The following is a 24,941-nucleotide window of genomic DNA, read 5'->3' as shown; positions in this document are numbered from 1 at the left end:
AGCCGGAAAGCCGTTCCCGCCCATGCCGTGCCGCCTGCCGTCGCCCTTGGTCGCCATCCTCCATGCCGGTGCCCGGCCATGAGCCGCTGGCTGCTGGTGACGGGCGGGGCCAAGCGCCTGGGGCGCCTGATCGCGCTGACGGCGGCCGGGGCGGGCTGGGATGTGGCCCTGCACTGCAACGCCTCTGTCGACGCCGCGACGGCCACGGCGGAGGAGGTGCGGGCGCTGGGTCGTCAGGCCCTGGTGGTGCGGGCCGACCTGGCCGACCCCGCCCAGGTGGAAACCCTGGTGGCGCGCGCGGCCGCCGCCGCCGGCCAACCGCTGACGGGCCTGGTCAACTCCGCTTCCCTCTTCGAATGGGACGACGCCGCGAGCCTGACGGCGCAGGGCTTCCTGACCCACCAGACGGTCAACACCCTGGCGCCGGTGCTGCTGACCCGGGCCCTGCATCAGGGGCTGGCGGCGGAAGGGGCGGGGCGGCGGGGCGCCGTGGTCAACATCCTGGATTTCAAGTTGGCCAATCCCAACCCGGACCACCTGTCCTACACCCTGTCCAAATATGCGCTGGCCGGGGCCTCGCGCGTGCTGGCCCGCGCCCTGGCGCCCACCGTGCGGGTCAACACCGTCTCCCCCGGCTATGTCCTGCCGGCCCCCGGCCAGGACGAGGCGGAGTTCCAGCGACTGAGCCGCCGCAACCCCCTGGACCGCGCGCCCGACGCGCAGCAGGTTGCCGACACCGTGGTCTTCCTGCTGAACCACGACACCATCACCGACCAGGACATCGCCGTCGATTGCGGCCTGCACTTGCTGAGCCTGGCGCGTGACGTGGGCATGGCCTGAAGGCCACCGACCCCTGGCCTGGTATGTTTGGAGGTCGATATGTCTGGAGGAGGGGAACGGATGGTGGGCGCGGTAGGGATTGAACCTACGACCCCCGCCGTGTGAAGGCGATGCTCTCCCGCTGAGCTACGCGCCCATCCGTTCGGGCTGTGCCAGCCTTCGCTGGCGGCAACATGATCTAAGACATTGATCATGTTGGTTTCGACGGATGGTGGGCGCGGTAGGGATTGAACCTACGACCCCCGCCGTGTGAAGGCGATGCTCTCCCGCTGAGCTACGCGCCCATCCGTCGTGGGGGCGGTTTGTAGAGGGACGGGGGGCCTGTGTCAATATGCTTGTTCGGGGCCGTTGATAAATCCATTCTGGGGCCCGGCCGCTGCGCCCGACAGGCTGGCGGCGTCGGTTTCCAAAGGAAGGGATGGGTATGCGCGTCGCCTTGTGCCTGAGCGGACAGCCGCGGACCTGGCGTCATTGCGTCGATAGCCTGCGGCGCCTGGTGGCCGGTCATGAGGTCACCACCTTTCTGCATCTGTGGGACGAGGTGCCGGAGGCTGAACGGACGGAGATGCTGGCGGCCTACCAGCCCGCCGCCCATCTGGTGACGGCGCGCCCCCCCTTCGCGGCGGAGAAGCGGCGCATGGCGGAGCGTTGGCACTACCGCCCGCCCTTTTCCGTCTTCGACATGTTCCACGCGGTGCAGCTTTGCCTGAACCTGGCGCTGGGGCACAAGGGCCCGGACGGAAAGGCCGCCCCGTTCGACGCTATCGTGCGCGTGCGCTACGACAGCCGCTTCGACGACACGCTGCCCGAGGATTGGTTCCGCACGCCCGGGCTGATCACGCCGGACAGCTGGGCGCCGGCAGATGGCTACAACGACCAGTTCGCCTTCGGCCGCCCCGCCTTCATGCGGCTTTACGCCGCTTTCGCCACCTGGCTGCCCCGGGGGATGGAGGGGCATGACCGGGCGGTGTTCCAGCCGGAGGCGGCGCTGCGACAGTATCTGGACAAGGTGGCCATGGTGCCGGTGCGCCAGGCGCCCCTGCGCATCACCCTGCTGCGCGAGGGCCAGGAGGACCTGCCCTTCGACAAGCTGACCGATCTGCCCATGATCCACGCCCGGAAGGCGGCGGCGTGGAAGCACTACGCGGAGGCCGGTTTGCCGGCCGACCTGGTGGAAAAGCTCGACTTCTCCCACTACGCCGAGGCGCCGATGGTGGTGGACCAGCAACTGTCGGATCTGCTGGAACCCATGGACGAGGCTGCGCGCCACGCCCTGCTGCGGGCCCCCTGGACTGAACGCATCCTGGCGGTGGACGCCTTCCTGGCCGGCCTGGTTTCCCAGCGCTCCGGCAACGGCACCCTGACGGGGGAGGAGTATGAGCGGCTGCGCCTGCTGAGTGCCGGCCTGATCTTCCGCATGCCGCCGGAAAGCACGATGGACGCGGACAGCGCCATCCTGCATGTCCTGTCCTGCAACGCGGTGGATGCCACCCGGGTTGCCGATTGGCTGAAGGTGGTGGGCGACCCGGGGCGGGAGGCCTTTCAGCGTCGGCTGGGCCGCTTGACCATCCTGGCGGCGGCCATCGCCCACGCCGACCCTTTCGAGCAGGACTTCCGCCTGGGCTGGCGCCTGAACTGAGCCTCAGGGCACCGGTTCCAGCGTGCGCAGGGCCGCCAGCGCGTCGGGCGTGTCCACGTCCAGGTGCACGCCGCCGTCGGACGGCACCTCCACCACCCGGTCGGCATGGGGGACCAGCAGGCTGCGCGCGCCCTGGTCACCGGTGATGCCGGCCATGGCGGGGACCAAGTCGGCCGGCCACAGCACCGGGTTGCCCCGTTGCCCCTCCGCTACCGGGACGATGATGGCCCGGCCCGCCGCCGCTGTGAAACGGGCCAGCAGGCGGCGGTGCGTGTCCGCCGTGACGCGCGGCATGTCGCCCAGGCAGACCAGCACGCCCGTGGCGCCGGCCGCATCGGCAAGCCCGGCCTTGAGCGAGGCGCTGAGACCCTGGGCATGGTCCCCCGCCTCGATGAAGCGCACGTCCAGCCCGCGCAGGGCGGCGCGCACCTCCGTGGCCTGGTGGCCCAGCACCACGGTCACGCGGCCCGGGTTGGCGGCCAGCGCCGCCGTTACCGCGTGCCGCACCAGAGGTTGGCCGGCATAGTCGGCCAGCAGCTTGTTGGCGCCCATGCGCCGGGCCGATCCCGCCGCCAGCACCAGCGTGGTGACGGGAAACTCCGCCGCCGCCGGTACGGCGGGTTTGTCCTGCGCCGGGACGGCGGGTTGGCCCTGCGCCGGGACGGCGGGTTGGCCCTGCGCCGGGACGGCGGGTTGGCCCTGCGCCGGGACGGCGCGTTGGCCCTGCGCCGGGACGGCGCGTTGGCGGGGCATGGGGCGGCTGGGGATGTCGGTCAGCAGGCCGCCCACCCCCATGCCCATGATGTCGGCGGGGGTGACCTCCAGCCCGGCGGCGACGCGTTGCAGGATCCAGTCGAACCCGTTGACGCGGGGCGACCGGGCGCAGCCCGGCAGGCCCAGCACCGGCACATCGCCCAGCCGCGCCAGCAGCATGAGGTTGCCCGGATCCACCGGCATGCCGAAATGCCGCACCTCGCCACCCGCCTGGCCGATGCCCGTGGGCAGCACGTCGCGCCGGTCGGTGATGGCCGAGGCGCCGATGACCAGCAGCAGATCCAGGTTCAGGGATGACAAGTCCGCCAGCGCCCCGGCCACGGCCGCGGCGTCATGGGCCACGCGCCGCTCCGCCACCAGGGTGCCGCCCACCTGGGTCAGGCGCGCCTCGGTGACGGCCACCGTCTTGTCCTGGGTGACCGCCTTCAGGCCCGACAGGCGGGTCTGCACCAAGCCGGCGCGGATGCCGCGCCACGGGGCCAGGCGCAGGGCCGGCACCTCGCCCCTGGCAGCCTGTTCCACGCAGGCCGCCAGACCCTTGGGAATGGCGAAGGGAATGATCTTGATGGTTGCGGCCATGGCGCCCGGCGCCAGGGGGGCGAACGCCGCTGCGGTGGCCACGGTCACCGCCTCGTCCATCTGGTTCAGGCTGTTCAGGCGGGCAGCATCGACAAGCAACAGGCCGCCGGCCTCCGCCATCACGTTCACCCGGCCGGTGGTGGCGGGCGTCAGGGCCAGGCCTGGCCCCGTGATGGCCTGAGCCACACGGCTCGCGGCGGCATTCTCCCCGACATCGTCGGGATCCAGCCGCACGGCAACCACCTCCGTCACGCCGGCGGCGGCGAGGTCGGCCAGGTCGGCGGCCGTCAGCCGGCGGCCCTTGGGATAGCGCAGCGTGCCAGCCTTCAGGCTGTGGGCCAAAACGGCCCCCTCGGCATCGGCGACGGGTAGGGGGCCGAAGCGCATGGCGTCAGCGTCCCAGCGCCTGCGGCGCCTGGCACGGGCGCCGGGCGGTCTTGGCGCCGCGCAGGGCCAGGGTCATTTCGGCCAGGATGGCCACGGCGATCTCCGCCGGGGTCAGGGCGCCTATGTCCAGGCCGACCGGGCCGTGGATGCGCTCCAGTGCGGTGGGGCCGAAATCGGCCATGCGTTCCAGGCGGCGCTGATGGGTCTTGCGGCTGCCCAGGGCGCCGATGAAAAAGGCGTCGCTTTCCAGGGCCGCGCGCAAGCCCGGCTCATCCAGCTTGGCGTCATGGGTCAGGGTGACGACGGCGGTGCGCCGGTCGGGCGCCAGCGCGGCCACGGCGTCGTCCGGCCATTCGCGCACCAGGGTGACGCCGTCGCCCGTGGGGAAGCGGGCGGCGCTGGCGAAGGCGGCGCGCGGATCGACGACGGTCACCTCATAACCCGCCAGCCGGGCCATGGGGGTCAGCGCCTGGGCGATATGCACCGCGCCCACCAGGATCAGCCGCAGGGGCGGGTTCCATACCTGGGCGAACCATTCCCCCTCGATCTCCTCCGGCGCGATCAGGACGGACCGGTCCTGGGCCAGGGCCTCCAGCACCTGGGCACGCACGGCCTCGGGCAAGGCGGTCTCGCCCTGCTGCCGCTCCGCGTCCACCAGGGTCTGCTGCCCGGTGGCGAGGTCGGTGACCAGGGCCGCCGGCCGCTTGGCGTCGGCCGCTGCCAGCAGGGCCGACAGTAGCCGCCGGCGTGAGGCGCCGTGGCCCGGGCCCATCGGGGCGACATAGATGCGCACGGTGCCGCCGCAGGCCAGCCCCACCTCCCACGCCCGCTCATCCGGCACGCCGAAGGTCAGCAGCCGCGGCTCCCCATCCTCCAGGGCGCGCAAGGCCTCTTCCACCACCGCCCCCTCGACGCAGCCGCCGGACACGGAGCCGATCATGCCGCCCTGGGCGTCCACCGCCAGCTTGCTGCCCACCGGACGGGGGGAAGAGCCCCAGGTGGCGATGACCGTGGCGATGGCCGCCGTTTGGCCCTGGGCCAGCCAGCGTTCCGCGGTGCGCAGGATGGAAAGCTCATCCACCGGGGCGCTGACCAGCGCTGCGTCCCGGGGCGGCGTGTCGTCAGACGTCGGCGCGGCCAGGGTGGTGGCGGTCGGAATGGGAACTGCCTGTTCGGGGGCGGGCGGATCGACGGTCATGGACACCAACGCATGGACACCACTGTGGGACCTGGGCCGTCACACTGTCGGCAGCGGCATATCCAGTCTCCCCCAAATAGGGGGTGTGGCCGCGGTTTGCCAGCGCGGACATGGTCGGCGGACAAGGATTTCAATGGATCGTCTTTGGTAATGTTGCGCGGATAAATCGCAGTCCCTAAGTTATTTTCATCCTATAACGGGTGCGAGGCTTGACCATGATGTGCGGCGAGATGCGGTTTTCCTCGTTTGTTGTGATCGCGCTCCTGGGGGCCATCGCTGGGCTGGTTGCGGCCGTGGGCCTGTCCGGCCTGATCCTGACCGCGGCCTGGGGCGATGCCGTGCCCCCGTCCTGTGTGGCTGGTGGCGGCCTGCTGCTGTTCCAGGCGGCAGCCACCGCCATCCTCTATTGGCGTCGTATCCGTGCCGCGCGGCGCGTGGGACAATCCGTGTCCCGCCGGGCGATGCGGGCTGTGCGGCTCATGGGGGTGGAAGCCGCCTTTCTGCCGACGATCATTTCCCTTCCCTTCCCTTCATGGCGACGGTGCGTGGGGCCGCGTTTCAGTCGTGGGGACCGGTTCTTCTGACCCTGACAACCGCCGGTTTGCTGGTGATGCTGGCGGCCTTTCGCCTGACGCGGGCGGAGCCGTGAGCGGCTTGGTCGCCTAGCGGATCAGCACGATCAGCAGCAGCAGGACCAGCACCAGGAGGGGGATCCAGATCATGGGCCGCAGGCCGGCGTGGGCGACCGGGTGGGCCATCGTCGGGGCCGGCTGCGCGGTGTCCGCCGGGGGCTCGGGCGCCGCAGGCTCCGGTGGGAGGGAGATGCCGGCGGAACCCAGGGCTTCGGCCTCTGTGGGCCGTACCTGATGCTCGATGGCGCGGGCGTGGGTTTCCGGTTCCAGCGGCAAGGCGGCCGGTTCGGGCGTTTGCGCCGCCAGCCCGTCGCGCGCGGCGCCATCCTGGGCCGCCGCGACCAGGGTCGGGGCCATGGCCTCGGTCAAGGGGGCCAACTCCACCAGGGGAATGGATTCGGTGGGCGCGGGCTGATCGGCGGCCGGTGTTTCGGCGGGCGCCGGCTCCGCCTTGGGCTTGCGCGCGCGTTTGGGCGCTATTTCAGGCCCGGTGGCAGGCATGGCCGCGGGAACCTCGACCGCTTTCTTGGTGCGGGTGCGCTTGGGCTTGGTGTCCGCAGGCGCCTCCTCTGGCACCGCCTCGGCGATGGCGGCGGCGTCCACGGCGGGTTCGGCCAGGGCCACATCGGCCACCAGCGCGGGGTTGGTGGTGGCGGCCGTGGCCAGCAGGCTCGTCAGGTGGGCGAAAAAGGCGCGGGTGTCCGCTTCGGCGTCCGCATCGACGGCGGCGTTGAAGATCAACCGGGTCTGGCCGTCGCCTGCGTCAACCAAGCGGACGGCGGCCTGCTGGCCGTCGCCGTGCAACACGCAACCATGCGGCGGGTCCAGGTCGGACAGGGTGATGGTGCTGTCGTAGCCCGGCGGCACGCTCTGCCGCAGCACCTCGGCGTCGTTCAACGCCACCCACACCAGATCCTGCGGGGCCGCGATCAAGTATTCGCCGGTAATGTCCATCCTGGACGTCCTTGTTCTGCCGTTTCCCGCGACCGTACTGGGCACTGGCCACCGGGGCAAGCCCCTGTCCGGTGCGGCACAGCGCGGTTCCAACCTTCAGCCGGTGCAATGGGTTCCCGGATGACGGGCGGTCCGGTTGCGACGTGGCGCGGCGCACCGTCCATGTTCCCCCAATGGACATAGGCGCCGCTCGGCCCGCCTCCTGAAAAAGGATGGCGATGATTTCCGCACTAGGGCCGATGTCTTTGGCGAAGGTCAGTAAGCGTGCCGACGATATTGGCGGATTTTGGCCGCAATTATCGCCCTCTACTAATGATGGGACGGCCTACTCTTGAGGGCGTGCCCGATTCGCTGTACCGTGGAGGCATCATGATCGTCGCGCCCTTGCCCGTTCTGGATCTTGCACCCGCCCAGCCGCCGGCGGCGACCCTGCATGTCGACCGCGTGGGCGCGGTGCAGGAGCGGGAGGCGCGGCAGCGTGACCGGCGCCGTCGCCAGCCCCCGGAAGAGGGCGCGCGTCACGGCCGCTCCCTGTTTGACGATATCGTGGATGAGGTGGACCCCACCGGCGCGCTGGAACCGGACCATGAGGAACGGCTGCGCCAGAACCTGCGGGGGCTGGTGCGCAGCGGTGCCTCGGTGTCGTCGCCGGCCGCCGGGCGGGAGCTGGACCATGTGGTCGACCACCTGGCACCCCAGCATGCCCACCTCAGCGACGCGGAACGGTTGGAGAATGCCCGTCTGGCCGACGCCCTGCGGCAATGCCTGGCGGTGCACAGCGACGGCGCCCGCAAGATTTCCACCTATCTGCAGGCCCTGATGGCCCAGAACGGTGAGATCCATCATGTGGAGCTCACCGTCTAAGCGGCGTTGTCAGCTCGCCTGCCGCCCACCCAGACGTAGCAACGCCTCGCGCCGCTGTTCTTGATGGCGGCTTACGGTGCGGACCGCCAGCAGATCGCGCCGTGCCACCAGCCCCACCAGCCGGTTGCTGTCGCGTGACAGCACCGGCAGGCGGCCGTGGTCGGTGGCGGCCATGCGGTCGGCCACACGGCCAACCAGCTCATCATCGTAGGCCACGGCCACCGTGCCGCCGGCGCACTGGTCGCCCAAGGTCCAGCCGTCATCCGTTGCTTCCTCCGTGGTCCAGCGCAAGGCATCGGTGCGCGACGCCATGCCCAGCACCTGGCCGTCGGCGTCCACCACGGGATAGCTGCGGTGCTTGGCCTTCGGGCCGTCTTCGGCCGGGTCCGCGCCGCTGAAGAAGGCCAGCGCCTCCGCCAGCGGCATGCCGGCCGGCAGGGTGTCCACCGGCTGGGCCATCACGTGGGCCACGCGCATGGTCTCAAACGGATCGACCGCGTATTCACGCACGATGTGATGGCCGCGCCGCGCCACCTTTTCGGTCAGGATGGAACGCTTGAGCAGCAGCACGGTGGTGCCATGCGACAGGGCGCAGGCGATGGCCAACGGCAGCAGCGCCCCCACGTCGTGCGACAGTTCCAGCGCGAAGATCATCGCCGTCAGGGGCGCCCGCATGGTGCCGCCCATCATCGCCGCCATGCCGACCAGGGCCCACTCGCCGGTCGTGCCCACGGGGACGGCGCCGGCAAATAGGACGCCCAGCGCGCCGCCCATCATCAGCAGGGGCGCCAGCACGCCGCCCGACGTGCCGGAGCCCAGGGCCACGGCCCAGATCAGCGCCTTCACCGCCACCAGCAGCAGGGCGGAGGCGGGCGGTATCTCGCCGTGCAGCAGTCCTGAGATGTTGTCGTAGCCCACGCCCAGGGCGCGGGAGTCGATCAGGCCGCCCAGGCCTATGACCGCGCCGCCGATCATGGGCCACCACATCCAATGCAGGGGCAGGCGGCTGAACAGATCCTCGAAGCCGTAGACCAGGCTGGTCAGCACACCGGATCCCAGGCCGGCCAGCACGCCCAGCAGGGCGCACAGGGCCAGGCCCGCCGCCGGCAGCGGGGCGCTGCCGGCCAGGGGGAACAGCGGGCCGGTGCCCAGCAGGGCCGGCCGGCAGGCGGCGGCCACGGCGGCGGCGATGGCCACGGGGATGAAGCTGCGCGGCTTCCATTCAAACAGCAGCAGTTCCACGGCCAGCAGCATGGAGGCCACCGGCGTGCCAAAGGTGGCGCTCATGCCCGCGGCGGCGCCGGCCACCAGCAGGGTCTTACGCTCCGCGTCCGTCAGGTGGAAGAGCTGCGCGAAAAGGGAACCGATGGCCCCGCCCGTCATGATGATGGGGCCTTCCGCGCCGAAGGGGCCGCCGCTGCCGATGGAAATGGCGGACGACAGGGGCTTCAGCAGCGCCACCTTGGGCTGGATGCGGCTGCGTCCCACCAGGATGGCCTCCATCGCCTCCGGAATGCCGTGGCCGCGGATCTTCTCGCTGCCATAGCGCGCCATCAGCCCGATGATCAGGCAGCCGACGACGGGCACCAGGGGCATGAAGGGCCCCCAAGGCCCCTGGGAGATGCTGTCACTGATATGCGCCTGGGCGGCGCTGACGCGACCGAAATAGAATAGGTTGGTGGCCAGGTCGATCAGGCGCAGCAGCACCCAGGCGGCCCCGGCGCCGGCGGCACCCACCACCATTGCCATGGCCATCAGCATCAGCAGCCGCCGGTCCGCGCTGAAATCACCCAGCAGGTGGGCTTGAGCCGTCCGGGGCGCCATCCGGGACGCCGTCATGGGCTGGCCCGCGCCGCCCGTCACCACATCATTCGCCATCGCATCAGCAACCGTTGGAAAGGAAGGGGGCCGATCCCTGCCGGCCGCGGCCTTAATATATCGTAGTACGATATTTATGAAGAGGCCTTCCCTCAGCCCTGCCTTGCGTTCCCGGTCCAGGGGCGCTCTCTTGGTGTGTCACGGTTTGTAAGGAGCGACCGCCCCATGTCCACCCCGCCCTCCGCGCCCGAGCGGGCGGATCCGCTGGAGAAGGCGGATTACGAGTTGCTGGCGGAGTTCCGCCACGTGTTGCGCCGCTTCCTGTCGTTCAGCGAGGACGCGGCCGCCGTCGCCGGCCTGACGGCGCAGCAGCACCAGGCGCTGCTGGCCATCAAGGGGTATCCCGGCCGCGACCATGTCACGGTGGGGGAGTTGGCGGAGCGGTTGTGCGTGCGCCCGCACAGCGCGGTGGGCCTGATCGACCGGCTGGAGGGCAACGGCTGGGTGCGCCGCGCCCCGGGGCCGGAGGACCGGCGCCAGGTGGTCATCAGCCTGACCCCGGCGGCGGAAGATCTGCTGGCTGGCCTGTCGCGGGTGCACAGGGACGAGATCCGGCGCCTTTCGCCCCTGCTGCGCACCCTGTTCGACCGACTGGAAGGTTAGGGCACCCGCGCCCGCAGTTCGGGTGCGAAGCTGTAGATCTGCACCAGGTAGCCGTCTGGGTCGCGCATGAAGGCGGAGGGGTAGGGCGTGTCCATGTCGCGCCGCTCCAGCAGTTGGCCGCCGGCCGCCAGCCATTCCTGTACCAGGGGCTCCACCTCCGCCGGTTCATCCACTTCTATGCCCAGATGGTCGATGCCGCCCAGGCTGCCTATGGGGGCGGTGGGGCCGTCGTCGTCCGCCCGCGTTTCCTTGCGGTCGGTCAGGTTCATGACGTAGCGCAGACCGGGCGCGGCCAGGGTGATGGTGTGCGGCTCCGTCCGGACCCGGGCCAGGCCCATGATGCGCTGGTAGAAGGTGGCGGCGCGGTCGATGTCGGCCACGGTCAGGACGATGTGGCGGAAGCCCAATGAGGCGGCCATGGGTGGATCTCCTTACGCGGCCGTCGCGCGGGTAAGGGTGATCGCATGTTCCGGGCAGGCGCTGACACACAGGCCGCAGGCGCGGCACTGGTCCGCCCGCACGGCGAAGGCCTGGCGATAGCCGTGGAAGAAACCCTTCACCCGGCCGCCCAGGCTGAGGTCCCCCCGCTCCGCCGCCGGCAGCACGCCGATCTCGAAGACGTCATAGGGGCAGACGCGCACGCAGTCGTCCTTGCCCTCGCAGCGGTTGCGGTCGATGCGCGGGACGATGACGCCAGGGGCCTGCTTGCAGGACGCGTTGTCGGCCAAGGTATTCCTCCGTGATTACGAGTGATCGCTCGCGTCAGTGTACGGGGCCGCTCCATGCCCGGAAATTCGCGTCCGTGAGGTGCCCCGTTCGGGCACCCGGGCCTACGAAAACTGCCGCGCCAGGCCCGGCAGCGCGCCTGGGTGGAGGCCATCCTGGATGCGACCGCTCGCGTTTCGGTGCGGGGATGGCGACGCGGGCTTCGCCTTTGATAGCAATACATCAGGATATCTATTCCAAGGGTGAGGTGACGCCCACCATAACCCTGTAGTCCCGTGAGGAGGGCCCGGCCTGCGTCGGTGTCGGCGGGACAGGGGGAGGGGTCTGGTGTCTGGCATCCTGAAATCCGTGCGCATCGCTGTTCTGCTGAACGCCGTGCTGGGTATCCTGTTGGCCGTGCTGGTGGTGGTGCTGGGCATCGCCACGGCGGGCGCCTATGCCGACCATCGCCGCGCCGCGCGCACGGCCCGCATGGGCGATGCCGTGGGCGACGTCTTCCGCGCCCTGCAGAACACCCGGCTGGAACGCGGCGCCTTCAAGCGCCTGATCCCGGATAAGACCACGGCCTCGCCCGCGGCCCTGGCCGAGGTGGCGAGCCTGCGGGGCAAGTCCAACCCGGCCATGGACAAGGTGCTCGCGGAATGCTCGGAACTGGACTGCGGCGCCGGGGCTGGCGTGGCCGATCTGACGGCCGCGCGCCAGACGCTGAACGACGTGCGCGCCGTGGCGGACAAGGCGGTCCTGCAGCCGCAGGACCAACGCCCCGCCGACCTGTTCAAGAGCTGGAACGCCGCCTCTGACGGCTTGGTCGCCAAGCTGGAGGCGGTGGGCACCAGCCTGGGCGCCCGCATCAGCCGGGAAAGCCCGGCCTTCGCCAGCCTGATCGCGCTGAAGGATGCTTCCTACGTCACCCGCGACGCGGCGGGGCTGGAGCGCAACATCCTGATGTTCGTGCTGCAGGGCCAGACCTATACCCCGGCCATGCAGGCCCAGTCCGCCGGCCTGCGCGGCCAGCTGGAGGCCGGCTGGCGCCTGACCAAGGCGCTGAGCCTGCGCGAGGACGTGCCCGACGGCGTGCGCCAGGCCATGACGGCGGCCGAGGCGGCCTATTTCAAGGAGGTAATGGGACTGCATGAGCAGATCGAGAAGGCGGTGCTGGCCGGCACGTCCTCACCGGTCTCGCTCGACCAGTGGATGGAGCGCAGCAACGCCTCGTTCGAAGTGCTGGCCGCCGTACCCATGGCGGCACTGGACGCGGCCCGCGACCTGGCGCGGCGGGAGGGCGAGACGGCGCTGCGCCGCCTGATCGTGGATGGCGTGCTGCTGGTGCTGTGCCTGGGCCTGGGGGCTGGTGGCGTGGTCATGGTGGCCCGGCGCGTGACCCGTCCGATGACGGCGATGACCGGCGTCATGCTGCGCGTGGCGCGGGGTGATCTGGAGGCGGAGATCCCCTACGCCGACAACCAGGATGAGATCGGCGACCTGGCCGGCGCCCTGGGCACCTTCCGCGCCAACGCGCTGGAGCGGCAGCGGCTGGAGGACGCGCAGCGGGCGGAGCAGGCGGGGCGCGAGCGCCGCGCCCGCGCCGTGGATGCCCTGGTGGGAGAGTTCGACGCCCAGGTGCGCGAAGTCCTGCACTCGGTCGAGGCCTCGTCCCATCAGCTGACCCAGATCGCCGGCGCCCTGGGCGGCATGGCGGACGCCACCTCGTCCCAGGTCGCGGCGGCGGCCGAGGCTGCGGAGCAGACCTCTGGCAACGTGCAGACCGTCTCGGCGGCGGCGGAACAGATGGAAAGCTCCGTCCGCGAGATCGGGCAGCAGGTGGCCCATTCCAGTTCCATGGCGTCCAGGGCGGTGGATGAGGCGGAGCAGACCAACGGCACCGTCGCCAGCCTGGCGGAAGCGGCGCAGCGCATCGGCGACGTTGTGAAGATGATCAACGACATCGCCAGCCAGACCAACCTGCTGGCGCTGAACGCCACCATCGAGGCGGCGCGGGCGGGGGAGGCGGGCAAGGGCTTCGCCGTCGTGGCGCACGAGGTGAAGCAGCTGGCCGGCCAGACGGCCAAGGCCACCGATGAGATCGGCGCCCAGATCAATGCCATCCAGAAGGCGACGGACCAGGCGGTGGGCGCCATCGGCACCATCGGCCATTCCATCCGCAACATGAGCGAGGTGTCGACCGCCATCGCCGCCGCGGTGGAGGAGCAGGCCGCCGCCACGGGTGAGATCAGCCGCAACGTCCGCCAGGCCGCCGACGCCACCCGCGACGTCTCGCGCAACGTGGCCGACGTCTCGGCTGCGGTGGGGGAGACGGGCCGCACCGTGGCCGACATGCACAGCGCGGCGCAGGGCCTGACCGGCGACGCCGACCGCCTGCGCGACGCGGTGGACCGCTTCCTGGCCGGTATTCGCGCGGCTTAAGGCGACAGGAGAACGCGGGGGTCCGGGCCATCGGTGTAGCGGGCCGCGACCCCCGTTTCCGACACGGCCGCCGCCCACAGGGCCCAGCGGCCGCCACCCGACCCTGTCAGCAGCAGGGATAGCGCCCGGGCGGCGGCGGGAGCCCGGGCCGCCGCCTGGCGCAGGCCGTCACCGGCGGTGACGCCGTCACGGGTCGCCATGTCGGCCCACAGCGTGAACAGGGCCGCGTCACTGTCCGCGCGTCCCTGCCGCAGCGCCCTGTCCACCAGCCAGTGGGCGACGAAGCCGCAGGCATAGGGCATGCGGTTGCGCGCCACCGTGGCGGGGCTGTCCAGCGGGCGGTCGCCCAGGCTGGTGACGCACAGGTCCAGCTGTATCTGCACCTCCACAAGGGTGGGAAGGTCCCCGTGCCGGATGACCAGGCCGGCGGCGTAGTCGGCGGCGCCCTCGTTCATCCAATCGGGGAAATCGGCGGCGTCATGTCGGCGCAGGAACAGGTGGAAGACCTCGTGCGCCAGAACCCGGTCCCGCTCTGGCTTCAGTTCCAGACGCGGTACGCGCCAGACGCCGCCGATCTGCAACAGCATCATGCCGCCGCCGGTGACGCTGCCCCGCAGGAAGGGGGCCGGCCGGTCCTGGTAGACGATGATGGGGGATACGGCGTCGCGCGGCGCCAAACGTGCCCGATAATAGGCCAGCGCGCGGGACAGGCCCGGTGTCACCTCCGCCCGCCAGGCGCCAGGAAGATCAGGTCGGGCTATGAGGCGCCCCAGATCCGGCCGCTTGGCGTCGATAGGACTCACATAGTCGGCGGGGCCGGCGAAGAAATAGCCGCCCAGGGCTTGGCTGCCCTCCGGCAGTGTGGTGACGGCGCCGCGCGCCAGTCCCGTGCCGACGTCGGCCGAGCGTGCCATCAGGAAGGGGCCGTAAACCAGGAAGCCGCGATCCCCCAAGCGCAGCAGCACAGGATAGGTGCGGTCGACAAAGCGGCGATCCTCCTGGATGCGCAGGGTGAAGTCGCTGAAGGCATGGCCATCGGTCGCCCGCACCTCCGGGCCCCGCATTTCCATTCCCGGCGTCTCGACCCCCCATACCGGGTTCTGCCAGGCGACGGGGCCCCGGCCCAGGGTCAGGCTGGTGACGGGGCTGTCCAGGTGATAGGCGGCCTTCAGCCCATCGCCCTCGGGGATCAGGGTGATGAAGGCGGCGTTGGACGCGGCCCCGGCCCGGCCACTGAAAAGCAACGTCAGCGCCAGTAGGACATGGGGATGATAGGCGCGCCGCACGCGTGTCACGCCCGCCGACTACCGAAGGTCAGGATCAGGAACAGGATCAACGCCGCCAGGCCCGGCCAGAACAGCAGGTGGTTCAGCCCCTCCCAATGCGCCATGTCACGCACGGAGGTGTAGGGGTTTACGAACAGGTCGATCTTGTCCCCAAGGCTGAGGTCGCCGGCCTTGAAGCGGTCGGGCGACTGGCCGAAGATCTGGCCGATGGCGCCGGCCATGTCGGCCAGGGCGCGGGACGGGGCGCGGATGCGGTCCACCGCCTGCTGGTAGGCCAGCACGTGGTTGCCCGCCAAGCCGATGATGGCCACCCACTTGGCCCCCTGGCGCAATCCACCCGCTTCCGTTGCCATGATCCCCATCCCCATCAGAATTCAGCGCAGGCTAGATGGCGCCTCACGGAAGCGCAAAAGCAAAACGGCGCGGTCCCGAAGAACCGCGCCGTCCTGTTACTCAGACGATCCGGAGAAGGATCAGGCCTCGGTCTCTTCCGTGGCCTCGTCGGCGGCTTCCACCACCTCTTCCTCGTCCTCATCATCACGCTGGCCGGCGACCATGCCACCGCGGGCGGCCTGCAGGCCGGCCTCTTCGGTGGTGCGGGCGACGTTCACGGTGATGCTCACCGACACTTCCGGATGCAGGACCAGGCGGACCTTGAACAGGCCCAGGGTCTTGATCGGGGTGTCGATGGCGACCTGGTTGCGCTCCACGGCGGTGCCGGCGGCGGTGACCGCCTCGGCAACGTCACGGGCGCTCACCGAACCGTACAGGATGCCGGTTTCGGCAGACTGGCGGATGATGATGACCGACAGGTCGTTGATCTTGGACGCAACCTTCTCGGCCTCGACCTTGCGCTCGGCGTTCTGCGCTTCCAGCTTGGCCTTCTGGCTCTCGAAGAAAGCCAGGTTGTCCTTGGAGGCGCGCAGCGCCTTCTTCTGGGGCAGCAGGTAGTTGCGGGCGAAGCCGGGCTTCACCGTGACCACTTCGCCCATGCGGCCGAGCTTCTCGACGCGCTCCAGCAGAATGACTTCCATCGTTCCTACTCCTTACTTCACGATGTAAGGCAGCAGGGCGAGGAAGCGGGCGCGCTTAATGGCGCGGGCCAGCTCACGCTGCTTCTTGGCCGAGACCGCGGTGATGCGGCTCGGGACGATCTTGCCCCGCTCGGAGATGAAGCGCGACAGCAGCTTCACGTCCTTGTAGTCGATCGCCGGGGCGTTCGGACCGGAGAAGGGGCAGGTCTTGCGACGACGGAAGAACGGACGACGGCCACCGCCGCCACCGGCCGGACGCGGCGCGCCGGCGTTACCCTGGGTGCCGAAGCTCATGCCCGGTCTCCTTCAGAAGAGGCTTCCATGCGGCGGGGCGGACGGGGGCCGCGATCACCGCGGTCCCCGCGGTCGCCACGATCCTCGAAGCGGCGCGGACCGCGATCGCCACGCTCACCGCGTTCACCACGCTCGCCGCGATCGCCCTTGTTGGACAGCATCGCGGTCTGACCTTCCTCGATCTTCTCGATGCGGGTGGTCATGAAGCGCAGGACGTCTTCGTTCAGGCCCATGTTACGCTCCATCTCGGCGACGGCGGCCGGGGCGGAATCGTGGGCGAAGTAGACGTAGTGGCCCTTGCGGTTCTTCTTGATCTTGTAGGTGAGGGTCTTCAGACCCCACTGCTCGACCTTGGCAACCTGGCCACCGTTCTCCTTCAGGATACCGGTGAAGGTTTCGGTCAGGCCTTCCACCTGGGCGGACGTGATGTCCTGCCGTGCGATCAGCACGGTCTCGTACAAAGCCATTTGATACTCCTCATGGCTGTTACATGGTCCGCCGCTGTTCCCGCCCGGGGCGCCGGATCATTCCGGGGACCAGGGGGTGGGCCAGCCGCACGGACCTAGCCGGCGCCATGGCAAAGGCACCGGCAAGGAGCGGTTGAAGCGCGGGCTTATATAGGAACGCCGTCCGAGGGGCAAGGGAAAAGGTGGTCAGCCCGCACCCCCGTCAGCGCCAGCAGACGTTGCGCCGCCAGGGCGACGCAGCCCGCCGCCGCCGGCCCTTGCGGCGCCGCCGGGATGACGGCCATGGTGTTGAACCACGGTCGCGCGCCGGCGCCAAACATGGACCAGTCATGGTCGGTGCCCAGGCGCCAGCAGGGCACACCCAGCGCCCCCGCCAGCTCCCCCACTGCGGTGGGCGCGGTGATCACCAGATCCAGTGCGGCGGTCAGGGCGGCCACCCCCTCGATATCCTCGCGCAAGTCCAGGTCGGGCCAGCGGTGGAGGGTCAGGTCCAGGGCCTGCTCCACCGGCCGCAACTCCTCCTCCGGCGCGCTGTATTGCAGGGTGATGGGAATGATGCCAGGCAGGGTCAGCACCGGGGCGTAGTCGGCCAGGGTGGTGTAGGCGCCGTCGCGGTCGCCGCGCCGGATGCCGCTGCGCCAGCTGATGCCCACGCGCAGGCCGGGACCCAGCTGGTCCAGGCGGTCCCGCCATAGCGCGGCCAGATCCGGGCGAGGGGCCAGGAAGGGGGCGCCGCCGTACCAGTCGGCCAGGCGGGGGCGCAGCAATCCGGCCAGGCTGCCCATGGGCAGGTGCAGGTCCATGTCCGTCAGCGTGGGGGCGCCGGGGCCGGAGGTCGGCGCCCGCACCACCACGCCCGGCAGGGCGCGGCCAATCAGGCCCACCAGGCGCGGCGCGCACTCCACCACCAGCTGCCCACCCTCCGCCGCCACCCGCCGGTGCAGGCCGGGCAGCAGGCTGGCGAACAGGATTTCGTCGCCCAGGCCCTGTTCCCCCCACACCAGCAGGCGCTTGCCCGCCAGACTTTCGCCCCGCCATTCCGGCACGGGGAAGGGGCGCCAGAAGGGGGCCAGCTGCCGCCCGCGCCAGCGCGCCTCGTAATCCGGCCAGCCGCTGGCCAGATCCCCGGCGGCCAGGCGGGTGGTGCCCAGGCAATAGCGGGCGTCGGCATGATCGGGGTTGAGGGCCAGCGCCTGGCGGTACAAGGCCTCCGCCTCATCCTGGCGGGCCAGGGCCTGCACGGTGGTGGCCAGGTTGTGGAGGATCTCCGCGTCATCGGGTGTCACGGCCAGCGCCGCGCGGAAATGTCGCTCCGCCTCCGTCAGACGGCCCAGGCGCTGCAGGATGGTGCCCAGCGCGTCCAGCGTGGCGCCATGGCCGGGGCGCAGCGCCAGCGCCCGCTCGGCATGCGACAGCGCTTGACGTAGCAGGCTGGGGTCGCGCACCAGCAGGTCGCTGGCCAGCACGCGGGCCAGGTTCAGGTGGGCGTCGGCATCGTTGGGTGCCAGGGCCGCCGCCTGGCGCAGGCAGGCCGTGGCCTCATCCGTGCGGCCCTGCGCCTGCAGCACGGCGCCCAGATTGTTCAGCGCGTCGGCGTGGGCCGTGTCCAGCGCCAGGGCCTGGCGCAGCGCCGCCTCCGCCCCCGCCAGGTCGCCCAACGCCGTCAGCGTCTTGCCCAGGTTGACCTGTGCCAGGATCAGGCGCGGGTTCAGCGCCAGGGCGCGGCGGTAATGACCGGCAGCCTCATCCAGCCGCCCCTGCGCCTGGCGGGCGTATCCCAGGCTGTTATGGGCGTTGGCATAGTCCGGCTTCAGCGCGATGGCACTCTCATAATGGGTGATGGCCTCGTCAAGGCGGCCCAGGTCCTTGAGCGCGTTGCCCAGTGTGGTGTGCGCCTCCGGCTGGTCGGGCTTGAGCGCCAGGGCGCGGCGCAGTGCCGTCACGGCCTCGGCCGGCCGGTTCAGGGCCAGCAGCACGGTGCCCAGGGCGGCCTGCATGTGCGGAGCGTCGCCCTTCGCGGCCACCGCCTGGCCCAGCAGGTCGGCTGCATCCGCATGCCGGCCGGTCTGGTGATGGATGATGCCCAGCAGGTATAGGGCGTCGGCATGGCGGGGGGCCTGGGCCAGCACTTGGCGGTAGGCCGCCTCAGCCTCCGCTAGGCGGCCGGCCTGGTGCTGCTGCGTCGCCTGGCTGAACAGCATCTGCGCCACTGCCGGCACGGCGGGCGCGCCCTGCTTCTTGTCCAGGCGGCGCTGGTTGCGGTCCATGTCGTTTCCCTACGCGGTGACAGGCCGCAGACTAGCCTGCCGACGGCCCCCGCGTCGATGGCGCCGCGGTCTCCAGGCTCCACCCCAAACTCTAACCGACGAGGTACGTCGACAAGCGTGCACGCTATGGTCGTGACCGTCACATACCGGGCGCACCATGACCTCTCCCGTCGTGATGGAGGTCACCCATGTCTCAGGTCCCCGCGCGCGCCTGGTGCAACAACGAAGTGGCCTATCTGGCGTGGCGCCCCGACAGGCGCATCGACGGCCTGCTGGGCTTCATGGTCACGCGCGTGCATGAGGATGGGGAGCGCAGGCTGCTGCCCAGCTGGGTGGCGTTCACGGACCAGTCCAACCCGAAGTGGCAACAGCAGGACACCAGCGTCTGGCCCATACAGAAATTCTCGTGGCGCGACCTGACCCTGCGGCGCAGTCGCGACAGCCTGTCGGTGCGCCAGCCCTTCACCTGCCATTACGAGATCATCCCCGTAGGCTTTGAGGCCCCGGGCCGTGAATCGGTGGCCGGCTGGGTCAAGCGGACGGAGACGTTCAGCAGTGCACAGCCCGGCGCCTATACGGGGACGCCGCGGCCGCTGTTCATCTGCGGTGACGCGGTGGTGACCAACCCCATCACCGTCACCTGGACCTATGGCGCTTTCACCGCCGTCTTCACCAACGGCATCCTATCGACGCAGAACCTGCGCCAGCAATTGCACACCCCTGCCGGCCAGGCGCCCAGCAAGGGCTATGTCCTGGACCAGGTGAAACAGCAGGGCAACGCCATCCGCACCTTCCTGACCGGCGACGTGCTGCCCACCCTGACCGATTTCCTAGGCCGGGTGGAACCGGGCGACAAGGTCTACGCTGCCCTTTATGAACTGTCGGACCCGGAACTGGTGGCTGGTCTGACCGGCCTGGGCGACCGGCTGCACCTGATCCTGTCGACAGCGGGGGAGGCGACGAAGACCAACCCAGCCTGGGACCGCACCAACCAGGCGGCACGCCAAACCCTGCACGGCACAGCGGGGGAGGTCATCGACCGGCTGTTCAACAACAGCGCCCATATCGGCCACAACAAGTTCCTGGTGCGCACGGACGCCAACGACACGCCGCTGGCCCTGCTGACCGGCAGTACCAACTGGACGCCCACGGGCCTGTGCACCCAGTCCAACAACACAATCATCACCCAGAACGCCACCCTGGCGCAGGCCTATCTGGATTACTGGAACCGGCTGAAGGCGGACACGGCCAGCTTCCCGGTGCAGGCGGACACCGGCGCGCCTAACCACAATGTCCAGCAAAAGCCCCTGCGCCGGGCCGACAGCCACGCCTATCCGGATTCGGCCAGCAACCCCCGCGTCTGGTGCGCGCCCACCACCCTGGCTACCACCAAGACGGCGGCCACGCCGCCGGACCTGGCCGACGTCTTCCAACTGATGGACCAGGCGCAGCATGCCATCCTGTTCCTGACCTTCTACCCCTCCGTCGAAGGCAAGCAGAGCATCATCGAGGCCGCGGTGGACCTGGGCAAGCAGCGCCCCGACCTGATGGTCATGGGCGCCGTCAGCAGCCCGCAGGCCCTGCCCATCGAGGGGGATGCCAACGGCGGCGATGACTCGGGTGACGACACGGACGCCCAGGGTGCCAAGATCCCCAAGCCCTCCGTCTACGCGCCCAAGGACGCGCCGCATGTGCTGGTGGTGCGCGCCGCCGCCATCGACATGCCCACGGGCGACCTGCAGCCCGAGCTGCTGACCGCCGGGGCCGCCATCATCCACGACAAGATCGTGGTGATCGACCCCTTCTCCCCCGCCTGCGTCGTCATCACCGGCAGCCACAACCTGGGCTACAAGGCCTCCTACGCCAACGACGACAACCTGCTGATCATCCAGGGCAACCAGCCGCTGGCCCAGGCCTATGCCGTGCATGTCCTGGACGTCTATGAGCATTATCGCCAGCGCGCCATCCTGGAAGAGCGGGAGCGGGACGCCCTGCTGAAGGGACAGCCGGCCCCCAGCACCCCGCAAGGCGGTTTCCTGTCCACCAACGACCAGTGGCAGGACGCCTACCTGTCCGGGGACAAGGGCAAGGAGCTGGACTACTTCCTCAGCTGACGCCCTTGGCGGAAGGGGAGCGCCGGCGGCGAACCAGCAGCAGGGCGGTCCCGGCCACCAGCACGGCCAGGACCGCCGCGCCGCCGATCAGCGCCTTGCGGTGGTTCCGTGCTATCCAGCGGTGTGCCTGCCGGGCCGGCGCCCGCCACCATTCCTTGGCGGCGGCGTCGAAGTCCGGCGCCGGGCAGGCGCGGCCGAAATGGGCCGCCCAGGCCTGGTGCGGACCGGTCTTCAGGTAGCGCTGATACAAGGCCGCCACCCGGCCCTGCGCCTGCTTGTCGCGCTCGATGATGCGGCGGACGACGGATTGCCAGTAGGGGTCCTCGATGGTGGCGGGATCGTTGGTCCAGGTGGCGATCCTCTGATCCTGCGCATATGTCACCGCCCAGCACAGGGTGGCGGCGTAGGCCTGGCTGGTGTGCGGCAACTGGTCGGCCGCGTGCTCGGCGGCATCGGTCGCGATGAAGCGATAGTGGAAGCGCTGGTCCGGCTGCGGCGCGCTGTCGGCGAAGCGCTTGCGTTCCCCGTCCGTGACGTACGGCGCCCCGGCGGGCGGCAGCATGGCTTGGCCGATGCCGGCATCGTAGGCACCTTGCAGGGCGGCCTCATCCGGCACGCCCTCCGTTCCCATGATCTCCATGCCCTTCATCCGGGCCAGTTGCGCCGCCTGGAACCAGGCGCGGGCGCGGCTGGCAGCCCACCAGGCGTTGCCGGCATCGTCCCGCGCATCGAGGTAGGCGCGGGCGTCCTTGGCCACGGCCGGATTGTGATAATAGGCCAGCGCCTCCTTGCCCCGCCCCGCTCGCATCAGGCGGCGGGCCAGCAGGCTGCGCAATGCCAGGGGCGCACCCTGGTAGCGCAGCCGGTCCGCCTCCTCATCGTATTTGTAGCCCACGCCCATGGTGTCCAGCAGGGTGTTGGGCCATTGCTTGTTGTCTACCGTCTGCGTCCAGCCGGCGACGACGCTGGCCGGCACCTTGGCATCGACATAGGCCTTCAACTCATCGACGGTCAACACGCGCTCCGCAATGTGCACCACGTCGCCCCAATAGGTGTCGGCCATGGGCATCAGCTGGTCCAGCGCCGCCACGTACTCCCCCCGCGCCAGGGCCACGGTGCCGCCTTCACCGGCAAGACGGCCGCGCTCGGCCGCCGACAGGGCGCCCCCCTGGGGACCGTCACCGGCGGCGGGGAAGGCGGCGGACGCCTGGGCGTAGAATTTGGCCGCCTGCATCAGGTCGCCCTTCTGCAGGGCCAGCTTGGCCAGGACCCAGCTGGCCAGCGGCCCCGGCCTCATCGCCGCCAGGCGGCCGGCCAGGTCATAGTCACCCTTGCGATAGGCCAGGGCCGCCAGCTGGTCGGCGGCGGCTGGCGCAGGTCCGCCGGCGTCCCCAATGCGGGCCTCCGTCAAGGCGGTGCTCAGCGCCGCCAGATGCGGGGCCGGTGGGGCCTTGTATGTCTCGCCAGGATCATGCCGGCTGGCGTCCCACGCCTTGGCCTGACGCGGCAGATCCTCCTCGAACGCCAGCACATGGGCGGCCAGCAGGCGCTGCACCAGCGGGTCGGTGATAGCGGCCTTCAGGGGCTCGGCATGCTCCAGCAGGTGTAGGGCGATGATATTCAGGGATGACACGCCATTGTACGAATCATGCGCCGCCTGCTGGGCATAGAGGCCGATAGCCTGGGATAGGGCCGCCACGTCCAGCGGTCCGGTTGTCTCCAGCCGCAGGGTGGCCGGCAGGCTGCCCGCCACCGTGTCGTCGTCCGTCTCTGCCGTCGTCACCAGGGACAGCCCCGCTTGCGCCAGGCGTATGCGCGCCTCCTCCCCAAGGCTGGCCACGCCCAGGCCTAGCGGGTCGGGGGCGCCGCCTTGGGCCAGGGCGCGGGCCTTGGCGAAGGCGGCCACCGCCGTGTCCGCCTGCTCGCGTTTCGCCGCCACCCGGCCCAGCATGTAGGCGGCCCAGACGGCGCGGGGGGCGCCATCGGCCGCCGGCAGGTCCAGGATCGCCTGGAAGCGGGCGGCGGCCTGGTCCAGCCGGCCGGCCTTATAATCCACGGCGGCGGCGGTGTAGAGGCGCACGGCGGCGGGCAGCTTTTCCCCCAGGGCATAGGCCTTGTCGCCGTCACCGGCCGCGCGCAGGGCGGCGATCAGGGCCGCCGCGTCGGCCGGCAAGCCAGCTGTCTCGGCGTCGGTGCGCAACTTGGCCCGCGTATCGTCGGTCGCCCAGCGGTTCTCCACTGCCTTCATCGTGTCGGTGGGGGCGGGCACCAGATGCGCCGCCTCCCAGGCGAAGGGGTTGGCGGGCGTCTCCGCCAGCGTCACCTCGCGGCGGTCCAGTAACTGCCAGGGGAAATCCGGGCCGCAGGCGATGGCGATGCCGGCGGCACCGGTCAGCAGCAGGACGGACAGGGTGAGGACGCGAGGGCTAGGGGCGGACATGGATCACCGGCGGTGAGGGGGAATCGGGGCAGCGCAGCCAGCCCACCGCCCGGTGCTCCCCAGGCGGCAGCAGGCCGGGGGACAGGCGCACAAGGCGGGGTTGGGGGGCCAGGGGATCGCGGGCATAGCCGTTGGCGCCGTCGCCCAGGGGGCACGCAGCCGGCAGGTCCAGGCCGGCGGGCACCTCGGCATCGGCGGCACCGTCATTGACCAGTACCAGGGATGACAGGCCGGGCGTCGCCGTGGCCTCGGCCTGCGCGACGATATGGCCAATGGGCGTCTGTCCCCGCGCCACGGCGGCCCAGGTGGCCAGCGACCAGGCGCGGCGATCCTCGGCGGTGGGCAGGCGGAACCAGGCGATGCCTTTGAGGTTGGGCGGCGCCTTGGCGCGTAAGGTCTTCAGAAAGGCAGCCACATCGGCGGGCCGGGCCATTAGCTCCGCGGCATGCGCGCCGCCGCCCAGCAGGGGCGTTTCCCCTTCCACCGTCGCCAGGCTGTCGTCGGCGTTCCAGCTGACCCGCGCGCCATAGTCGGGCAGGGCTACGCGGAAGGGCGTGCCGAAACGTTGGCCGTAGGCCGCGACCCAGCGGGCGGCCTGGGCCGGGTTGAACAGCCCGTCGGTGGGGGCGGCCACGGCATGGACCTGCAGCACCACCTCATCCGGCACCGCCACCACGTCGGCCAGGGCGGGGGCCGGCAGCCAGGTGGGCAGGGCGGTGATGGACAGGCGCGTGCCGTCCAACCCGCCGCCGCCCAGCCGCATGCGCAGGTCCATCAGGAAGCGGGCATAGAAGGGCAGGCGGGACGTCGGGCAATCATGGTCGATCTCCAGCCCCGCCACCGCGACTCCGGCCTCACGCCAACGCTCCAGCGGTGCCAGGGCCGCCGCCACCAGGGGGACGGGATCGGTATTGCTCAACCGGCCGTCGATGCGCACCACCAGGATGACCGGCCGCCCGGCCAGATGCGCGCGCAGGGCCTCCAACCGTGCATCGTTCAGCAGCACGGGGGCCACCCGCCCCTCCGCCGAGACCTCCGACGCCAGTACACGCCAGGCGGCGACGTCGGGCGCCGCCTGGTCCATCGCCTGGCCCAAGGCCGGTGTCCAGGCGCGCTGCCAGACATAGATGTCGTTGGGCAAGAGGGCGGGCAACAGACCCAAATGGGAATTGGGGCGGGACGGCATCAGGCTCGCCGCCGCGGCGCCGGCACACATCAGGGTCAGGGCGGCCAGAAGGATCCGGGGCCTGGGCAGGGGCATGGAAGGGGGTGGGCGGCAGGGTAGGCGGGACGGACGCATTCTACCGTCGCGCCGGCCCCACCGAAACGGAATTTCCAAGCTGCCGGAGGAGGCGTCTGAAGCCAACCTCAAACCCGCCGCCTGATGACCTCACCAGTGGGGGCGACTGTCAGGGGATAACCGTCTCTGTACACTCTGTACAATCAGAGCGACTGTCTTTGCGGTCAAGCGGTTTTGGGGTCCCATGGCTTTTGATCCCGGATGATGGCATTGAGGATGGTGAGCAGCTTTCTGGCGACGG

21 protein-coding genes and 2 tRNA genes are annotated in these 24,941 nt (G+C 70.4%); 7 read left to right on the top strand and 16 right to left on the bottom strand.

Annotated elements, in window-relative coordinates:
• The first annotated feature begins 78 nt into the window (after window positions 1-78).
• Window positions 79-840: an SDR family oxidoreductase gene (locus FBZ88_RS24375; protein ID WP_145619669.1), complete on the top strand. Its 762-nt coding sequence runs from the start codon at window positions 79-81 to the stop codon at window positions 838-840.
• 61 nt (window positions 841-901) lie between these two features.
• On the opposite strand, the gene FBZ88_RS24370 is transcribed toward FBZ88_RS24375, so the two are convergent.
• Window positions 902-976 (bottom strand) — tRNA-Val (locus tag FBZ88_RS24370).
• A gap of 73 nt (window positions 977-1,049) precedes the next feature.
• Window positions 1,050-1,124, bottom strand: a tRNA-Val gene (locus tag FBZ88_RS24365).
• Between the two features lie 140 nt (window positions 1,125-1,264).
• On the opposite strand from FBZ88_RS24365, the gene FBZ88_RS24360 reads away from it, so the two are divergent.
• Window positions 1,265-2,479, top strand: coding sequence for a hypothetical protein (locus tag FBZ88_RS24360; RefSeq protein WP_145619668.1), 1,215 nt, complete (start codon window positions 1,265-1,267; stop codon window positions 2,477-2,479).
• Between the two features lie 3 nt (window positions 2,480-2,482).
• Here FBZ88_RS24360 and FBZ88_RS24355 read toward each other — a convergent pair whose 3' ends face one another.
• The gene (locus FBZ88_RS24355) at window positions 2,483-4,219 is read right to left on the bottom strand and encodes an NTP transferase domain-containing protein (protein WP_145619667.1); all 1,737 of its coding nucleotides are present in this window, start codon (window positions 4,217-4,219) and stop codon (window positions 2,483-2,485) included.
• Between the two features lie 4 nt (window positions 4,220-4,223).
• Window positions 4,224-5,417 carry an XdhC family protein gene (locus tag FBZ88_RS24350; protein WP_145619666.1) on the bottom strand — a complete coding sequence of 398 codons (1,194 nt, stop codon included), beginning with the start codon at window positions 5,415-5,417 and terminating at the stop codon, window positions 4,224-4,226.
• 209 nt (window positions 5,418-5,626) lie between these two features.
• Here FBZ88_RS24350 and FBZ88_RS24345 point away from each other — a divergent pair, with 209 nt between their 5' ends.
• Entirely contained in the window at window positions 5,627-6,001 is a 375-nt protein-coding gene (locus tag FBZ88_RS24345) for a hypothetical protein (protein WP_145619665.1), read from the top strand.
• A 78-nt stretch (window positions 6,002-6,079) separates the two neighbouring features.
• Here FBZ88_RS24345 and FBZ88_RS24340 read toward each other — a convergent pair whose 3' ends face one another.
• Window positions 6,080-7,003: an SRPBCC family protein gene (locus tag FBZ88_RS24340; RefSeq protein ID WP_145619664.1), complete on the bottom strand. Its 924-nt coding sequence runs from the start codon at window positions 7,001-7,003 to the stop codon at window positions 6,080-6,082.
• A 369-nt stretch (window positions 7,004-7,372) separates the two neighbouring features.
• Here FBZ88_RS24340 and FBZ88_RS24335 point away from each other — a divergent pair, with 369 nt between their 5' ends.
• Window positions 7,373-7,867: a hypothetical protein gene (locus tag FBZ88_RS24335; RefSeq protein WP_145619663.1), complete on the top strand. Its 495-nt coding sequence runs from the start codon at window positions 7,373-7,375 to the stop codon at window positions 7,865-7,867.
• 9 nt (window positions 7,868-7,876) lie between these two features.
• Here FBZ88_RS24335 and FBZ88_RS24330 read toward each other — a convergent pair whose 3' ends face one another.
• The gene (locus FBZ88_RS24330) at window positions 7,877-9,745 is read right to left on the bottom strand and encodes a chloride channel protein (RefSeq protein WP_211102786.1); all 1,869 of its coding nucleotides are present in this window, start codon (window positions 9,743-9,745) and stop codon (window positions 7,877-7,879) included.
• 165 nt (window positions 9,746-9,910) lie between these two features.
• On the opposite strand from FBZ88_RS24330, the gene FBZ88_RS24325 reads away from it, so the two are divergent.
• Window positions 9,911-10,348 (top strand): MarR family winged helix-turn-helix transcriptional regulator, encoded by a 438-nt coding sequence (locus FBZ88_RS24325; RefSeq protein ID WP_145619662.1) that lies wholly within the window; start codon window positions 9,911-9,913, stop codon window positions 10,346-10,348.
• On the opposite strand, the gene FBZ88_RS24320 is transcribed toward FBZ88_RS24325, so the two are convergent.
• Window positions 10,345-10,767, bottom strand: coding sequence for a VOC family protein (locus FBZ88_RS24320; protein ID WP_145619661.1), 423 nt, complete (start codon window positions 10,765-10,767; stop codon window positions 10,345-10,347). The genes FBZ88_RS24325 and FBZ88_RS24320 overlap by 4 nt on opposite strands.
• A 12-nt stretch (window positions 10,768-10,779) precedes the next feature.
• A complete protein-coding gene (locus FBZ88_RS24315; RefSeq protein ID WP_145619660.1) occupies window positions 10,780-11,076 on the bottom strand; it encodes a 4Fe-4S dicluster domain-containing protein in 297 nt (98 codons plus the stop codon).
• Between the two features lie 325 nt (window positions 11,077-11,401).
• Here FBZ88_RS24315 and FBZ88_RS24305 point away from each other — a divergent pair, with 325 nt between their 5' ends.
• The gene (locus FBZ88_RS24305) at window positions 11,402-13,498 is read left to right on the top strand and encodes a methyl-accepting chemotaxis protein (protein ID WP_145619659.1); all 2,097 of its coding nucleotides are present in this window, start codon (window positions 11,402-11,404) and stop codon (window positions 13,496-13,498) included.
• Here the strand turns inward: FBZ88_RS24305 and FBZ88_RS24300 are convergent.
• The 6 genes from FBZ88_RS24300 to FBZ88_RS24275 all read right to left on the bottom strand — a co-directional run bounded on the left by FBZ88_RS24300 (window position 13,495) and on the right by FBZ88_RS24275 (window position 18,846).
• The gene (locus FBZ88_RS24300) at window positions 13,495-14,793 is read right to left on the bottom strand and encodes a hypothetical protein (protein WP_145619658.1); all 1,299 of its coding nucleotides are present in this window, start codon (window positions 14,791-14,793) and stop codon (window positions 13,495-13,497) included. The genes FBZ88_RS24305 and FBZ88_RS24300 overlap by 4 nt on opposite strands.
• Complete coding sequence (locus FBZ88_RS24295; RefSeq protein WP_145619657.1) at window positions 14,790-15,137, bottom strand: hypothetical protein; 348 nt, start codon at window positions 15,135-15,137, stop codon at window positions 14,790-14,792. Before FBZ88_RS24295 ends, FBZ88_RS24300 begins: the two co-directional genes overlap by 4 nt.
• A gap of 120 nt (window positions 15,138-15,257) precedes the next feature.
• Window positions 15,258-15,818, bottom strand: a complete 561-nt coding sequence (rplI, locus tag FBZ88_RS24290; protein WP_145609914.1) for a 50S ribosomal protein L9 — start codon at window positions 15,816-15,818, stop codon at window positions 15,258-15,260.
• Between the two features lie 12 nt (window positions 15,819-15,830).
• On the bottom strand, window positions 15,831-16,112 hold the full coding sequence (gene rpsR, locus FBZ88_RS24285; RefSeq protein WP_044561423.1) for a 30S ribosomal protein S18: 282 nt from the start codon (window positions 16,110-16,112) through the stop codon (window positions 15,831-15,833).
• Window positions 16,109-16,579, bottom strand: coding sequence for a 30S ribosomal protein S6 (gene rpsF, locus FBZ88_RS24280; protein ID WP_145619656.1), 471 nt, complete (start codon window positions 16,577-16,579; stop codon window positions 16,109-16,111). The genes rpsR and rpsF overlap by 4 nt, the downstream gene beginning before the upstream one ends.
• Window positions 16,580-16,725: 146 nt before the next feature.
• Entirely contained in the window at window positions 16,726-18,846 is a 2,121-nt protein-coding gene (locus FBZ88_RS24275; RefSeq protein WP_145619655.1) for a tetratricopeptide repeat protein, read from the bottom strand.
• 188 nt (window positions 18,847-19,034) lie between these two features.
• Between FBZ88_RS24275 and FBZ88_RS24270 the strand changes: the two genes are divergently transcribed.
• Window positions 19,035-20,960, top strand: coding sequence for a phospholipase D-like domain-containing protein (locus tag FBZ88_RS24270; RefSeq protein ID WP_145619654.1), 1,926 nt, complete (start codon window positions 19,035-19,037; stop codon window positions 20,958-20,960).
• Here FBZ88_RS24270 and FBZ88_RS24265 read toward each other — a convergent pair.
• Together FBZ88_RS24265 and FBZ88_RS24260 are read right to left on the bottom strand one after the other, a co-directional pair.
• The gene (locus FBZ88_RS24265; RefSeq protein WP_145619653.1) at window positions 20,953-23,400 is read right to left on the bottom strand and encodes a hypothetical protein; all 2,448 of its coding nucleotides are present in this window, start codon (window positions 23,398-23,400) and stop codon (window positions 20,953-20,955) included. The two genes, FBZ88_RS24270 and FBZ88_RS24265, sit on opposite strands and share 8 nt — an antisense overlap.
• The gene (locus FBZ88_RS24260) at window positions 23,387-24,586 is read right to left on the bottom strand and encodes a DUF3142 domain-containing protein (protein ID WP_186464585.1); all 1,200 of its coding nucleotides are present in this window, start codon (window positions 24,584-24,586) and stop codon (window positions 23,387-23,389) included. Before FBZ88_RS24260 ends, FBZ88_RS24265 begins: the two co-directional genes overlap by 14 nt.
• Window positions 24,587-24,941: the final 355 nt, after the last annotated feature.

Origin of the sequence: Nitrospirillum bahiense (assembly GCF_007828025.1) — a bacterium.
GTDB classification, from domain to species: Bacteria; Pseudomonadota; Alphaproteobacteria; order Azospirillales; family Azospirillaceae; genus Nitrospirillum; species Nitrospirillum amazonense.
This window is presented reverse-complemented; position numbering and strand designations above follow the sequence as displayed.

What these genes read in the sequence shown, in the direction of transcription:
- FBZ88_RS24375 (WP_145619669.1), top strand. Translation starts at nt 79, where the DNA reads ATGAGCCGCTGGCTGCTGGTGACGGGCGGGGCCAAGCGCCTGGGGCGC.
- FBZ88_RS24360 (WP_145619668.1), top strand. Translation starts at nt 1,265, where the DNA reads ATGCGCGTCGCCTTGTGCCTGAGCGGACAGCCGCGGACCTGGCGTCAT.
- FBZ88_RS24355 (WP_145619667.1), bottom strand. Translation starts at nt 4,219, where the DNA reads ATGCGCTTCGGCCCCCTACCCGTCGCCGATGCCGAGGGGGCCGTTTTG.
- FBZ88_RS24350 (WP_145619666.1), bottom strand. Translation starts at nt 5,417, where the DNA reads ATGACCGTCGATCCGCCCGCCCCCGAACAGGCAGTTCCCATTCCGACC.
- FBZ88_RS24340 (WP_145619664.1), bottom strand. Translation starts at nt 7,003, where the DNA reads ATGGACATTACCGGCGAATACTTGATCGCGGCCCCGCAGGATCTGGTG.
- FBZ88_RS24335 (WP_145619663.1), top strand. Translation starts at nt 7,373, where the DNA reads ATGATCGTCGCGCCCTTGCCCGTTCTGGATCTTGCACCCGCCCAGCCG.
- FBZ88_RS24330 (WP_211102786.1), bottom strand. Translation starts at nt 9,745, where the DNA reads ATGGCGAATGATGTGGTGACGGGCGGCGCGGGCCAGCCCATGACGGCG.
- FBZ88_RS24325 (WP_145619662.1), top strand. Translation starts at nt 9,911, where the DNA reads ATGTCCACCCCGCCCTCCGCGCCCGAGCGGGCGGATCCGCTGGAGAAG.
- FBZ88_RS24320 (WP_145619661.1), bottom strand. Translation starts at nt 10,767, where the DNA reads ATGGCCGCCTCATTGGGCTTCCGCCACATCGTCCTGACCGTGGCCGAC.
- FBZ88_RS24295 (WP_145619657.1), bottom strand. Translation starts at nt 15,137, where the DNA reads ATGGCAACGGAAGCGGGTGGATTGCGCCAGGGGGCCAAGTGGGTGGCC.
- rplI (WP_145609914.1), bottom strand. Translation starts at nt 15,818, where the DNA reads ATGGAAGTCATTCTGCTGGAGCGCGTCGAGAAGCTCGGCCGCATGGGC.
- rpsR (WP_044561423.1), bottom strand. Translation starts at nt 16,112, where the DNA reads ATGAGCTTCGGCACCCAGGGTAACGCCGGCGCGCCGCGTCCGGCCGGT.
- rpsF (WP_145619656.1), bottom strand. Translation starts at nt 16,579, where the DNA reads ATGGCTTTGTACGAGACCGTGCTGATCGCACGGCAGGACATCACGTCC.
- FBZ88_RS24275 (WP_145619655.1), bottom strand. Translation starts at nt 18,846, where the DNA reads ATGGACCGCAACCAGCGCCGCCTGGACAAGAAGCAGGGCGCGCCCGCC.
- FBZ88_RS24270 (WP_145619654.1), top strand. Translation starts at nt 19,035, where the DNA reads ATGTCTCAGGTCCCCGCGCGCGCCTGGTGCAACAACGAAGTGGCCTAT.
- FBZ88_RS24265 (WP_145619653.1), bottom strand. Translation starts at nt 23,400, where the DNA reads ATGTCCGCCCCTAGCCCTCGCGTCCTCACCCTGTCCGTCCTGCTGCTG.
- FBZ88_RS24260 (WP_186464585.1), bottom strand. Translation starts at nt 24,586, where the DNA reads ATGCCGTCCCGCCCCAATTCCCATTTGGGTCTGTTGCCCGCCCTCTTG.